Below are 12,948 nucleotides of genomic sequence, written 5' to 3'. Positions count from 1 at the left end.
CATGAAAAAGAAATATTCTTCTATAAAAGCCGTTATCTGCCTTTCGTTGGCGACGTTTTGTTTTCAAGCTTGCGATATGGACATCAATGTGAATCCTAATAGACCATCGGAATCTAGTTCGGATTTTCTGCTTCCACCTGCTATCTTGAAATTAGCAGACTATGAAACGGTAACATTAAATGAATTGGGGTCATTCTTTGGTGGTTACTGGGGAAAGGCCAATGATGTTACTATCGGTGGTGGCGGCGCTACAAACTCCTATTTAGATATGATCATCAATTACAGTATAAATGATGAATTTGCCAATACGATATGGGAAAGTGCATACAGTAATCTTTACAACATAAAACTTATTGAAGAGAAAGAACAGGAGCTTAATCCTGCTTATGCAGGATTGGCGAAGATCATGCGTGGTTGGTACTTTTTACGACTCGTTGATCACTATAATAATGTTCCTTTTTATGAAGCTTCTAATCCTTCTGTAGCGACAGCAAAATATGATGGGGGTGAACTTGTCTACCGGGAGGCAGTCAATTTGATTACAGAAGGAACAAAGCTATTGGCTAGTGTGCCTGTAGGAACTATTATTCCAGGCAGCGATGATATCTTATTTAAGGGAGATTTGATCAAATGGAGACAGCTGGCGAACACGCTAAAACTACGGGCATTGATACGACAAAGCGAAGTCGCCTCTTCCGCCTACATACAGCAAGAAATAGCGGTGATCAGTAGTGACGGTTCAGGCTTCTTAACAGTCGATGCATTGGTAAATCCAGGTTATACGACCAGTGCTGGACAGATGAATGGCTTCTGGACTAGTTTTTACCGTACAACGAACAATAATGCGGTAGCGGCTTATAATGGTTACCGGCCGACACGTTTTCTTCTTGCGAAATACAAAGAATTTAATGATCCAAGGATGAGTTACATCTATACAGCTGTTAATGGTGAATATAATGGTGTTGTTCTTGGTGCAGGAAACGATGTTACGCAGAACTATGCCGTGACATCGGCATTTAAAGGACCACAAGAGAATAATAACAATGCAGGAGGACTTTTTAAGAGTGCGACACAATCGGCTCTTATTTTTTCTGCTGCGGAAAGTTACTTTTTGCAGGCAGAGGCTGCTTTTCGAGGTTGGACTAGTACGACGGCTGTGGAAAGCTTATATACGAAGGCTATACAGGCATCCTTTAACTATATTGGTGTGAGTTCGGCCGAACAGCAGGCTTATGTAAATCAGCAAAACGTTAAAATAGAAACTGCTTCGGATAAACTGACGAAAATAATAGAACAAAAATGGCTGGCCTTGAATGGGATTAATGGAGCTGAAGCTTGGAGCGACTATCGACGACTAGGAATACCCAACATACCGGGGTCGCTTTTAGCAGATCCTACAGGAAACGTACATCCTATTCGCTTACGTTACCCTGCTTCTGAAGTGAATAACAATCGTGAACAGGTCTCTGCTCAGGGCAATATTGTAGGTACGAGTAAAGAATTTAAAGTGTTTTGGCAAAAATAGCTAAAGCGATATAATAAGACGAGCCTCATGCTGTGTATACGGTATGGGGCACTATAATGAGAAGAGAAGAATACATGAAAAAAATTTGGAGAAATGTGCACCTCTATTTGAGTTTAGCTATTAGCTTATTCTTTTTTGTGGAGTGTCTAACTGGCTGTATCTTAGTTTTTGAGGAAGAGATTACGGAAATGCTGTATAGGGAACGATTCTATAAAAAAAGTGAGGATGCAGTGCGATTGCCTGCTGATGAATTAATAAAAAGCGTTTCTGACCAGTTGTCTTCTGGAGAAGAAGTAGCAGGGCTTACTTTTTATGCGGACAACCGCCGAACTGCAGAAATGAGTGTGAAGAAGAGGCCTGATAAAATGAATCGAAAAGAGGGAAATTCCAATGGGAAAAGCCGAAATAAGGCTGCCATAGGCGGAAATTTCAGAAGGGAACCGCAAGATATAGTATATGTAGATCCTTCAACGGGATTGGTAACAGCACGTGTAGATCCTACTAAAGAAACCTTTTTTAAGAGTGTACTTAAGATTCACCAAAACTTGCTGTTAGACTCGTTGGGAAAGACCTTGCTCGGTATTTCGACTTTCGTCGTTTTTTTTACACTGCTCACAGGCATGATATTATGGTGGCCCAAAAATCGAATAATATTAAAACAACGACTTCAAGTAAAAACATCGGGAAGTTGGAAACGAATCAATCATGATCTGCATGTTGTATTAGGATTTTACTGTTCTTTTTTTCTTCTTATTTTTCTTGTGACCAGCCTGCCTTGGTCCTTCAAATGGGCGAATGAGGCCCTGTATACCTTGACAGGATCAAAACCGCCTAAAAGTGTCCCACTGCATGTGGAACAGATCGCTAGTCGGCACATGATAAGCTGGGAACAGGCTTTTGTGCAGGCCTGTTATCATCTTCCTGACGCTCCCTATTGGCGCATCAGTATGCCAAAGAAAGAGTCTGTCGAAGGAATTCAGGTAAGTAGTGCAAACACCAAAGTATTGCATAGAAATGGGTTTGATCAGCTTGTTCTTGATCCCTATACCGGAAATGTGCTTCAGATTACACGGCACGAAACATCGCCTGCCGGTTGGCAACTTCGACGTTATATGAAACCTGTACATACGGGTGCAATTGGTGGTTTATCGACAAAGTTAGTGGCTTTTTTCGTTTGTTTATTATCAGCTTCTTTTCCGATAACGGGTATATTTTTGTGGTGGAATAGAATAAAAAAGAAAGTTAAAAAGAAGAAAAAAATGAATACTTTAGAACGGGTTTAAATAATAAAGAACATAAGTATTATCCTATGGTAAGATGTTTGGTAGTGGATGATGAACCTAATGCACATTTAGTGTTGAATAATTACATCCGAAAAACACCTGATTTTGTTGTTGAAGCGCACGCTTATCATGTTAATGAAGCGAAACTGTTGCTAAAGGATATGGAATTTGATTTGGTGTTTTTAGATCTGAATATGCCAGATTATTCAGGGTTTGATCTTATTGTCTCCAAGGACTATGGCCTACCAACGATCTTAACAACAGCTTACGCCGAACATGCTCTGGAATCATACGAATATGGCGTATTGGACTATCTGCTTAAACCATTTTCATACGAGCGGTTTTCGAAAGCGATTCATAGGTATACTTTACCTAAATTGGAGGCTGATTATGCGACTTCGTCCATGGTCGATATGAAAATAGATGGACATATTGTATCTTTTCCAGTGGAAGATATCCTGTATCTGCAGAGTTGGGGAAATTATGTTAAGTTATTTACCCAAGATAAAAGTTTCATCTGTACCTCTACCACCTCGGAGGCTGAACGTAGAATGCCCAGAAATCTCTTTGTACGTATTCACAAATCTTATGTGGTAAATATGCTATATGTAGAACGGTTTGATATCGATTACATCATTCTAAAAAATCAAACATATTTGCCTGTTGGTATAACCTATAGAAAATTACTCTCTGGTCTCCTCTGATATGAAGTTTGGTAAATTGATTATTCAAAATATATGGTGGCGTGAGATCTTGCTTTTTCTCTTTCTGTTGGTAGTGACTTTACTCAACGAGAGAGAAGATTTTTCGAATGATCACGGTTGGATCGACGGTCTTTTTGTTTTTCTATTGCTCTATTTCCATCTGCAGGCGCATCGTTTCTTTATTCTTCCTCTATTACAACGTAGAAGGTATATTTTATATGGCGCAAGTACTCTTGGGTTAATTGTTCTATTCACGTGTTTAGCTTTGTTCTGCGATTTTTATTTGACCAATGTGGGCTGGTTTGATGAAATTCAACATAGCAAAATCTATCTTAGTAAATTCTATGTGTTTTCGTTTTCTATGACAGTTCCTTTGTTAATTGCTATTCATAGCCTCTTTCAACAATACGAAGAACAGATCAAAAGGGAGAAAGAGAAAGTGTTGCTAAGGGATATGGAACTGAATATGTTAAAAGGACATTCTAACCCTCATTTTCTATTTAATGCATTAAATAGTCTATATGGTCTTAGCTTGGAGAAATCGGAGGAGGTGCCAGATAAAATTTTACAGATGTCAGATATTCTCAGATATCAAATCAAATTAGGCCGTCTGGAATGGATATCCCTCAAGGATGAAGTGGATTTTATTCAACAGTATCTCTCTTTTGAATCGGACAGGCAAAAAAACTATGTAAATGTGCAATCTAATTTTGCGTTAGATTCCGAAGACCTCTCTTGCAAAATAGCACCGCTTCTATTGATTTTTTTTATTGAAAATGCCTTTAAACATGTGCGAAAATCTTCTTTAGGGTGCTTTGTAAATCTTGATCTGAGCGTGAAAAAAAATATTCTCCTGCTATCTTTAGAAAATAGTTACAAAGAGGAACTGGAACATCCTAATTCTTTATACACTGGTATGGAGAATGTACGTCGTAGGTTATCGTTAATCTATCCAAAAAAGTTTAATCTGACCATCCGTTCTAATGGGGCAGTATACACCATATTGCTTCGATTGCATTTAAGAAAATAGTAAATTATACCACTTTATGTAAGAGAGGATATCATACATCCTTCCCATAAATACCCGGTTTTTTTTTAATTATTGGAATTTCTTTCTGAAGAATTTGATCGATCAGCTCCTTTAGATCTATGGGCCAATGTGCACTATGGAAGTCGGAAATGAACCGCCCATACATATTCTTCGTAAATAGATACGACTTATCGTTTTTATCATAAACCCGAGCGGTGATTCTTCCGAAATAATCTTCTACAGGATCGAACCGTATGGTTCTCATTTTTCCTTTGTACAACAATTGTATATTTTTCATGCTAACAAAATTAGTAAATATTTTCTACGATTGGGAATTGGATGAACAAGAGCATGTTTTGTTATCTATAGATTAAGGAAAAGGTTCATTCAAAAGTAGTCTATGAAACTATCATTTTTTTTTATAGCTTTAAGCCTGTAGATTTTTAAATAAAAAAATGTCATTAACAAACTTATCAAGTCGTGTTGCTCTAGGAATAGATATTGGCGGTACGAATACTAAATTTGGCGTGGTTAATCATAGAGGGGAAGTACTTGAAAAAGGTGACCTGAGGACGGATGAATACGAAAAAATAGATGATTTTATCGATGCTCTATATGAAAGAGCTTCTCCGTTAATTGAAAAATACGGCACGAAGGACAATTTTGATGGAATTGGTGTTGGAATTCCCAATGGTAATTATTACAAAGGTACCACCGAACAGGCCCCGAATTTACCATGGAAAGGTATTATCCCATTCGCAGATTTAATGAAAGCAAAGTTTGGTATGTCATGTACAATTACCAACGATGCGAATGCGGCGGCGCTTGGCGAAATGCTTTTTGGTGCAGCCCGTGGGATGAAGAACTTTATCATGATTACCTTAGGGACAGGTGTAGGAAGTGGCATCGTCGCCAATGGAAGTCTGATTTATGGTCATGATGGATTTGCAGGAGAATTGGGACATACCATTGTCAAGCCCGGTGGAAGAAAGCATTGGAGTACAGGGTCGGAAGGAAGCTTAGAGGCATACGCATCGGCTACAGGGATTGCGATTACAGCAAAGAAAATGAGGGCGGAGTTCCCAAGCTCTATGCTCAACCAATATCCTGAGGATGCTATCAATTCCAAAACGGTTTATGAATGTGCAATCAAGGAAGATCCAATTGCTATTGAAGTTTTTCGATATACTGGACAGAAACTAGGTGAAGCGCTTGCCAATTTTGTAATGTTCTCTTCACCAGAAGCCATCTTATTATTTGGTGGAGTTATTAAGGCAGGAGACTTTATCCTTCAACCTGCGAAATTGCATATGGAGAGAAACCTTTTCCCTATTTTTAGAAACAAGGTTAAATTAGTTTTCAGTGAACTCCCTGAGGCAGATGCAGCTATTCTTGGTGCAAGTGCGTTGGTATGGGAAAAATAAAATTTGATACACTTCATGTGATTTAATACCCATAAAAAAAGTGTTTCGTTTAAGAAACACTTTTTTTATGGGTACTGTTAACGTTCGATATCTTTAAGGTTATTCATTTTCTTGTATTCCAAGAAACCTTTGATATCCTCAAAATGTTCACGTACCCTTTTATTGCCAAATTCAAATACTTTCTTCGCTAATCCATCCAAAAAGTCCCTGTCGTGAGAAACAAGAATTAATGTGCCATCAAAATTTTGTAGAGCATCTTTAATAATATCTTTCGTTTTCATGTCCAAATGATTGGTCGGCTCATCCAGGATCAGTACATTCACAGGTTCTAATAGCAATTTGATCATTGCTAAACGTGTTTTTTCGCCACCCGATAATACTTTCACCTTTTTGGTCGTATCATCACCACTAAACATAAATGCACCTAATAAATCTTTTATCTTGACGCGTACATCACCTATTGCAATTTGATCTATCGTCTCGAAGACAGTGAGTTCTTCATCCAGTAGAGCCGCTTGGTTCTGCGCAAAATAGCCTATCTTAGCGTTGTGTCCGATTTTTAATGATCCTCCATAATCAATTTCACCCATAATTGCCTTGATCATGGTCGATTTACCTTCACCGTTTTTCCCCACAAAGGCTACCTTCTCTCCACGCTCAATCACCATAGATGCTTTTTCAAATACGAGGTGATCTCCATAAGCTTTAGTCAGTTCCTCAACAATCACTGGATATTGTCCAGAGCGTGGTGAAGGAGGGAATTTTAGTCGGAGTGCCGAGGTATCTACCTCGTCGATTTGAATGACCTCCAGTTTTTCTAACATTTTTACGCGCGATTGCACTTGCAATGTTTTGGAGTAGGTTCCTCGGAAACGGTCGATAAACTCTTGATTGTCTGCAATGAAACGCTGTTGCTCCTCGTAAGCTTTCAATTGATGCTGACGACGTTCTTTGCGTAACTCCAGATAATGGCTGTATTTCGCTTTGTAATCATAGATTCGGCCCATTGTGACCTCGATCGTACGATTCGTGATGTTATCTACAAAAGCACGGTCGTGCGATATAACAATCACCGCTTTGGCTGCATTTAATAAAAAATCCTCTAACCATTGGATACTTTCGATGTCCATATGGTTTGTTGGCTCATCCAAGAGAATAAGGTCCGGCTTTTTTAGCAATATTTTGGCAAGCTCAATACGCATCCGCCACCCTCCTGAAAATTCAGAAGTCTGTCTATTAAAATCCGCTCGCTCGAATCCCAATCCTTTTAATACTTTTTCTACTTCAGCGTCATAATTTGTTTCTTCGATAGAATAAAATTTCTCGCTCAGTTCCGAAACACGCTCGATTAGTTTCATGTAATCATCGCTTTCGTAGTCTGTTCGTATATTCAGCTGCTCATTTAATGCTTCTAATTCATCGCGCATCGTATATACCTCTTCAAAGGCGCATGATGCTTCTTCAAAGACCGTCACATTATCCTGCGTAAGGAGATGCTGAGGTAAATAGGCAATGACAGCATCTTTTGGGCCTGTCACATTGCCATTTGTAGGTTTGCCGACTCCAGCTATTATTTTTAATAGGGTAGACTTACCTGCACCATTTTTACCCATTAGAGCGATTTTATCATTTTCATTGATGGAAAAAGATACATCGCTGAATAAAGTTGTTCCGCCAAAAGATACGGAGACATTATTTACATTAATCAAAATATACTTGCATTAAAATGAATTGCAAAGATAGAAAATATAAGCTAGTGATTAGACGCCAAGCATTTCTCTCCTGTTATTTTTTTGTAAGCACTTTTACAAATGAGGTGTTGGAGAAGAACAATATCTGGCAACAGCTGTTTATGCTATGAACCTGTTTTTGTAATTTAACAAAAAAACATACTATGGTACTTTCTTATCTACTCCAAGAATTTGAACATGAAGTCAATAATACCCGTAAACTACTGCAGGCTGTACCTCAGAAAGACCTGCTGTATAAGCCTTCGGCTATTTCCTGGACTATGGGCGAATTGGCGCAACATATTGCGACCATTTATTATTGGTACGTAGGGACCTTAACACAGGAGGTATACGATTTGGCAACGGATAGACTTGAGCGGGGAGATGCCCACGATATCGAGGCAACTTTAGCTCTTTTTGAAAACAATGTAGAAAAAGCGCGGGCAGCATTATACACCCTGACCGAAGATAAGTTGAAAGATTCTTGGACAATGAAAGCAGGAGAAAAAATACTGTTAGGACCTATGCCTAGGGGCATCGTTTCGCGAGGCTTTCTCTTTAATCATATTTACCATCACCGCGGCGAATTGATCGTTTATCTTCGTGCTACAGGTAACAAAGTGCCCGGCTTATATGGTCCTACCTATGAAGAAAGTATACGTTAAGAATTTGTGAAGGAATTAAATGCAGTAGTGTTGCGTTTAATGTTTTTAATAATTACCTTTGCCTTTTGTCGTTCATGCCTTAACGGCCTATGTATTTTTAAAAACAGTATCAAATGAATTCTGTAGCGGTTGTTTCTGTACTTTTCTTCTCTGCTTTAGCGAGTGGTTTGGCTGTACTTTTTGTGAAAAAAGATAGCTCAACTTTTTTGAAGCTTGTATTGTCCTTTAGTGGGGCTTACTTGTTTGGTTTGACTGTTCTTCATTTGATTCCCCACGTGTATCAAGAAGCCGGCAGTGATCTAGAAACAATAGGTTTATATATACTTGGCGGATTTCTGTTTCAGTTGTTCCTGGAACATTTTTCACAAGGAGTGGAGCATGGTCATGTTCATGTAGACAAACATAAACCTGCAGCATTTCCTATTGCGGTGATGATCAGTTTGTGTTTACACGGCTTTCTGGAAGGAATGCCTTTGGTGGCTAAGCAACAAGCTCAATTGGTGTTTGGTATTGCTATTCACCACATACCAGCTGCTTTTGCGTTAGGAAGTTTGTTGATTGCGGCGAGAGTCTCTCGCGTTAAACTTGCTGTTTGTGTTGTTGTATTTGCATTGATGACACCACTTGGTTTTTTAACCAGTAAAACCATCAGTGAACAGGCTGTCGGTAATATCGCTCTTTATTTCGATAAGATGATGGCTGTTGTGATTGGTATCTTTTTACATGTCTCCACAACTATTCTTTTTGAGTCGGGGTCTGCAGATCACCATACCTTTAACAAGAAAAAAATGATTGCTGTATTGCTGGGTGTTGCTTTATCCTTATCTAGTATGCTTTTTGGAGGACATGATCATGGCCACGATAGCAATCATCAACATGAGCATGAAGGTCATCAACATGGCTGTGATCATGATGGGCATGACCACCATGATCACAGCCATGATGATGAACATCATCATGAATAGTTGCGGATTGAGAAAAATTACGCGTGACTGTATTTTTCAATCGATTTAATTTTATTTTCTCCTTCTGTGAAAACAAGGGTAGGCTGGTAGCTGTCTGCCTCCTCAGGTGATAAATGTACAAAAGAAAGGATATGTACCGTGTCGCCAACGTTGGCGTGTAAAGCCGCTCCACCATTCATGCATACTTCACCACTTCCTCTTCTTCCTGGAAGTACGTAGGTCATAATACGACTGCCATTAACCGCGTTGTTAACATAGACCTGTTCATATTTTTTGATCCCCGCAGCATCTAAAAGATCGGCGTCAATGGTGATAGAACCGTTGTAAGCCACATTGGCTTCTGTTACTTTGACAGTATGAATTTTAGCTTTTAAAATAGTTAATTCCATGTTTATTATAGCGATTGTTGTTTGAGTTGTTCTGTTTTGTGTATATCTTCAGTATTAAAAAAATAGATTTTTCCCTCCTGTCGAATTTCATAATACTGATGATTGAAATGAAAAGTGAATTGAAAAGGAAGCTCTTGGTTGAAGGTTTGATCTGTTTTCGTCCATACTTGGTATTCTTGTTGACCATGCACATCATATTTCGAAATCGTGTAGGAGCTGTCTGGCTGGTTTTGTAAATGAAACCAGGCACCTTCGCCAATTCCTCCTAGCCATTGTGCTGTAGGGGGAATATTCGCCGCTCGTTTAGGCATTTCTGTCATCCCTGCAACGCAATCGTTTCCTAAATTTAGTTGATATTTTGTGCTGAAATTTTCTTTTAATAAGTTGTACTGAAATCGTAAAGATGTTTTCCGGTTCATTTCCAATAATTGGAGATTGCTGTGTTGAAAACATAAAATCTGCTTGTCGTTGGCCGCATTGACGACATTGCTTGTTGGGCTTAAAGCAATGCATTCGGGATATAAAATACGTCGACGTTTTGGGTCGGTCGTTTCCATTGCCGCGAGGAGAATCTGTGCCACGAAACGGGAGCAGCTGTTGTTGTTGTGTGCAAAGGCACCGTAAAGTATAGGTCCTCTTTCTACGATTGTATCGGCTAATTGTTTACCTTTTCGAAACGAAACGCCAAAGCAAATGGAGAAGAGTAACCTGCCGCCACCATGTGTTGCCTTTTCCTTTGCTTGCAGTTCATGGAGGATATCCAGTAAATTTTCGATGTCTGCTCTGCTCGTGATGATCGCTTTTGTAGATAAAGCTAATCGTGGATCAAAAAGCGAAGAACGTGCACGCCCATAGCCACGAGGAACCAAGTACCGGCCGAAATCATAATATTGAATGGTGCCGGTACTCTTTTCGATGAGCAAGATCGCAGCATGCCCTACTTTGAAATTTAAGTTTTTTACAAGGCCTATTTTCTTGAAAAAAGACATCCATTTTTCATCACCCCGAGCAGTTTGGTCGGGCCACGCCAATGGTATAGCTATATCATCAAATGTGAACATACCCATACTAGGAAATGTTTAACGATGTTTTCAAACGATCAAATAGGTCACTGTATATTTTGCTGACATAGCGGCTGCCATGATCTGGAAAAAATAATACGATATGCTGTTCTTTTGTTAGCCCCATCTGTTCTTTGTGTCGTTGTAAACTGGCTAGCAAAGCAGCGCTTGAATAACCAACTAAGGAACCGGTCAGTTGACGGTACTGTCTAGCTGCCACCTCGGCTTCTTCTATATCTACCTGAAAGATGTGATCAACCACATCACGATCAAACGCGCCAGGGATAAAGCTGCGTCCTATACCTTCTATTTTATCATAGGTAGCATGCTGCTCTGGAATCGCGCCTGTTGTTAAAAACTCACTTAAGATAGACCCCTTAGGTTCTACTCCCCAAATAGTGATGTTTGGGTTTTGCTCTTTCAGGTAGCGACCAACACCCGAGATGGTTCCTCCTGTCCCTATGCCCGCAATGAAATGCGTAATTTGACCTGCTGTCTGTTTCCAAAGTTCTGGCCCTGTGGTCTTATAATGCGAGCGGATGTTTTGTGGATTGTAATACTGATTGGTAAAATAACTGTTGGGATGTGTTGCAGCATAGCTTTGGGCACGAAACTGTGTAGAATAAAAATCATGTAGACCATTCGAGTTTTCACAAATTTCCACCCGGGCTCCCGCCATACGCAATGCATCAATTTTTTCCGAGGAACAACTTTTAGAAACAAATATTTGCGACTGATACCCCAGTTGCTTCGCAAAAGTAGCAATGCCCAGCCCTGTATTTCCACTGCTTGCCTCGACGAAGGTGCCTCCAGGTTTGATTTGACCTTTCGCTATGGCTTCGCGAATCATAAAGAACGCTGGCCGATCTTTGGCAGACATACTTGGGTTGTGAAATTCTTCTTTTATGAAAAACTGGCTTTCATATAGCTGAGATAATGTCTCGCATTTGCGAAACGGCGTGTTTCCAATGATTGCTGTTGTCAAACTTCTTGAATATTTAATGTTGCGTGGGCATATGTAGAACTGTGTTTCTTTAAATTTAACGTGCCTGGTTTTGTTTTATTACAGAAAATGAAAGATTAAATTAATCCTATAAAATCCATAGATTAGTTTGATTTTAAGTAGGTTGCATAGTTTTTTTTATGCTGTATATGGAACAGAACGAATGTTGGAATAGACCTTAATAGGCATATGGTTATCTTTTTTTTCTGTTGATTTGTTCTGTGTCTTACCGTAAAACATCAGCATGTAAAAAGTGGAAAATTGTCTTTTCTAAAGGATAATTATTTTGCAAACACCTGCAAATTATCTAAGTTTGGAAACTGAAACGCATGATTTTCGTTTATTGTTGGCTGAATAACAGGTTTTTACTAACATACCCTTGAGTTATCCTATACTTGCACATGGAAGATGAGTTGAAATGGTGGGAGATGTTTCGCATAGGCGATGAGGTATCGTTCAAGAAAATTTTTGAGCGATATCAGGGCTTGCTATTTAATTACGGTTACAAATTTACGCAAGATGAAGACCTGATTGAAGATTGTATACAGGAGTTGTTTGTGAAGCTATGGTATAATCATCCGAATATCGGAACAACGGCTTCTGTTAAAAATTATCTGTTAAAATCATTCCGTCGTTCGATGTCCCGAAAACTCGAGCAGAATAAACGTTTCTTTAGCCTGCAAAGTAGCTCTGCTGAAGATCTTCCCTTCGAAATTGAATTGCCGCACGATGTCGACATCATGCGACGGGAGCGTTTGTCGGAAATTAAACAGCAGCTAAGTAAAGCATTGGACAAGATGTCTCCACGTCAACGTGAAGTGATCCATCTTCGGTATTTTGAAGAATTAAGCTACGAAGAAATCGCCGATATTATGGGGTTATCGGTGAAGGATACTTATAAGCTCTTCTACAGAGCTATGGATAGTTTGCGGAAAAATATAGGAAACATCAATCTTTTGGCATTGCTCGCACTTATTGCACATTTGCGTGGTTCTTCATAATTCGTTAAAAAACAAATCACAAAATCTTCATCATTGACAAAGGATTATTCCCTAAATCTCATTTTTAAGCTCACTTCTATTTTCTTCCTTTTTTAGTTTTTTGATAAGTTTCCTGCTGTTATTTTGAGTTCTTGTTAGTTGTTGAAGAAAAAAAATAAAAAAAATTAA

The 12,948-nt window shown here is 39.1% G+C and carries 13 protein-coding genes; 8 read left to right on the top strand and 5 right to left on the bottom strand.

Annotated elements, in window-relative coordinates; all coding sequences use genetic code 11:
* Window position 1: 1 nt before the first annotated feature.
* The 4 genes from ACSZOX_RS02265 to ACSZOX_RS02250 all read left to right on the top strand — a co-directional run bounded on the left by ACSZOX_RS02265 (window position 2) and on the right by ACSZOX_RS02250 (window position 4,542).
* A complete protein-coding gene (locus ACSZOX_RS02265) occupies window positions 2-1,525 on the top strand; it encodes a SusD/RagB family nutrient-binding outer membrane lipoprotein (protein ID WP_437918124.1) in 1,524 nt (507 codons plus the stop codon).
* 74 nt (window positions 1,526-1,599) lie between these two features.
* A complete protein-coding gene (locus ACSZOX_RS02260; protein ID WP_437918123.1) occupies window positions 1,600-2,808 on the top strand; it encodes a PepSY-associated TM helix domain-containing protein in 1,209 nt (402 codons plus the stop codon).
* A 26-nt stretch (window positions 2,809-2,834) separates the two neighbouring features.
* Entirely contained in the window at window positions 2,835-3,512 is a 678-nt protein-coding gene (locus tag ACSZOX_RS02255; protein ID WP_437918122.1) for a LytR/AlgR family response regulator transcription factor, read from the top strand.
* A gap of 1 nt (window position 3,513) precedes the next feature.
* The gene (locus ACSZOX_RS02250) at window positions 3,514-4,542 is read left to right on the top strand and encodes a sensor histidine kinase (protein WP_437918121.1); all 1,029 of its coding nucleotides are present in this window, start codon (window positions 3,514-3,516) and stop codon (window positions 4,540-4,542) included.
* Between the two features lie 31 nt (window positions 4,543-4,573).
* Here the strand turns inward: ACSZOX_RS02250 and ACSZOX_RS02245 are convergent, their stop codons facing one another.
* Complete coding sequence (locus ACSZOX_RS02245; RefSeq protein ID WP_437918120.1) at window positions 4,574-4,840, bottom strand: hypothetical protein; 267 nt, start codon at window positions 4,838-4,840, stop codon at window positions 4,574-4,576.
* A gap of 157 nt (window positions 4,841-4,997) precedes the next feature.
* Between ACSZOX_RS02245 and ACSZOX_RS02240 the strand changes: the two genes are divergently transcribed.
* A complete protein-coding gene (locus tag ACSZOX_RS02240) occupies window positions 4,998-5,966 on the top strand; it encodes an ROK family protein (protein WP_437918119.1) in 969 nt (322 codons plus the stop codon).
* Between the two features lie 77 nt (window positions 5,967-6,043).
* Here the strand turns inward: ACSZOX_RS02240 and ACSZOX_RS02235 are convergent, their stop codons facing one another.
* Entirely contained in the window at window positions 6,044-7,675 is a 1,632-nt protein-coding gene (locus ACSZOX_RS02235) for an ABC-F family ATP-binding cassette domain-containing protein (protein ID WP_437918118.1), read from the bottom strand.
* Between the two features lie 185 nt (window positions 7,676-7,860).
* Between ACSZOX_RS02235 and ACSZOX_RS02230 the strand changes: the two genes are divergently transcribed.
* Both ACSZOX_RS02230 and ACSZOX_RS02225 read left to right on the top strand, forming a co-directional pair.
* Window positions 7,861-8,361, top strand: coding sequence for a DinB family protein (locus ACSZOX_RS02230; RefSeq protein ID WP_437918117.1), 501 nt, complete (start codon window positions 7,861-7,863; stop codon window positions 8,359-8,361).
* Between the two features lie 113 nt (window positions 8,362-8,474).
* On the top strand, window positions 8,475-9,326 hold the full coding sequence (locus tag ACSZOX_RS02225) for a ZIP family metal transporter (RefSeq protein WP_437918116.1): 852 nt from the start codon (window positions 8,475-8,477) through the stop codon (window positions 9,324-9,326).
* A gap of 17 nt (window positions 9,327-9,343) precedes the next feature.
* Here the strand turns inward: ACSZOX_RS02225 and panD are convergent, their stop codons facing one another.
* From panD to ACSZOX_RS02210, 3 genes are read right to left on the bottom strand one after another with little or no spacing between them, the layout of a single operon-like run.
* Window positions 9,344-9,715: an aspartate 1-decarboxylase gene (gene panD / locus ACSZOX_RS02220; RefSeq protein ID WP_437918115.1), complete on the bottom strand. Its 372-nt coding sequence runs from the start codon at window positions 9,713-9,715 to the stop codon at window positions 9,344-9,346.
* 5 nt (window positions 9,716-9,720) lie between these two features.
* Window positions 9,721-10,782, bottom strand: coding sequence for a DUF6695 family protein (locus ACSZOX_RS02215; RefSeq protein WP_437918114.1), 1,062 nt, complete (start codon window positions 10,780-10,782; stop codon window positions 9,721-9,723).
* Window position 10,783: 1 nt separating this feature from the next.
* Window positions 10,784-11,761 carry a PLP-dependent cysteine synthase family protein gene (locus ACSZOX_RS02210; RefSeq protein ID WP_437918113.1) on the bottom strand — a complete coding sequence of 326 codons (978 nt, stop codon included), beginning with the start codon at window positions 11,759-11,761 and terminating at the stop codon, window positions 10,784-10,786.
* Window positions 11,762-12,180: 419 nt separating this feature from the next.
* Between ACSZOX_RS02210 and ACSZOX_RS02205 the strand changes: the two genes are divergently transcribed.
* A complete protein-coding gene (locus ACSZOX_RS02205) occupies window positions 12,181-12,780 on the top strand; it encodes an RNA polymerase sigma factor (protein ID WP_437918112.1) in 600 nt (199 codons plus the stop codon).
* The last annotated feature ends 168 nt before the right edge of the window (window positions 12,781-12,948 follow it).

The organism is Sphingobacterium sp. LRF_L2 (genome assembly GCF_965644235.1).
Lineage (GTDB): Bacteria > Bacteroidota > Bacteroidia > Sphingobacteriales > Sphingobacteriaceae > Sphingobacterium.
This window is presented reverse-complemented; position numbering and strand designations above follow the sequence as displayed.

Excerpts from the sequence above, each read along its gene's own strand:
- ACSZOX_RS02265 (WP_437918124.1), top strand. The coding sequence starts at position 2 with ATGAAAAAGAAATATTCTTCTATAAAAGCCGTTATCTGCCTTTCGTTG.
- ACSZOX_RS02260 (WP_437918123.1), top strand. The coding sequence starts at position 1,600 with ATGAAAAAAATTTGGAGAAATGTGCACCTCTATTTGAGTTTAGCTATT.
- ACSZOX_RS02255 (WP_437918122.1), top strand. The coding sequence starts at position 2,835 with ATGGTAAGATGTTTGGTAGTGGATGATGAACCTAATGCACATTTAGTG.
- ACSZOX_RS02250 (WP_437918121.1), top strand. The coding sequence starts at position 3,514 with ATGAAGTTTGGTAAATTGATTATTCAAAATATATGGTGGCGTGAGATC.
- ACSZOX_RS02245 (WP_437918120.1), bottom strand. The coding sequence starts at position 4,840 with ATGAAAAATATACAATTGTTGTACAAAGGAAAAATGAGAACCATACGG.
- ACSZOX_RS02240 (WP_437918119.1), top strand. The coding sequence starts at position 4,998 with ATGTCATTAACAAACTTATCAAGTCGTGTTGCTCTAGGAATAGATATT.
- ACSZOX_RS02230 (WP_437918117.1), top strand. The coding sequence starts at position 7,861 with ATGGTACTTTCTTATCTACTCCAAGAATTTGAACATGAAGTCAATAAT.
- ACSZOX_RS02225 (WP_437918116.1), top strand. The coding sequence starts at position 8,475 with ATGAATTCTGTAGCGGTTGTTTCTGTACTTTTCTTCTCTGCTTTAGCG.
- panD (WP_437918115.1), bottom strand. The coding sequence starts at position 9,715 with ATGGAATTAACTATTTTAAAAGCTAAAATTCATACTGTCAAAGTAACA.
- ACSZOX_RS02215 (WP_437918114.1), bottom strand. The coding sequence starts at position 10,782 with ATGGGTATGTTCACATTTGATGATATAGCTATACCATTGGCGTGGCCC.
- ACSZOX_RS02205 (WP_437918112.1), top strand. The coding sequence starts at position 12,181 with ATGGAAGATGAGTTGAAATGGTGGGAGATGTTTCGCATAGGCGATGAG.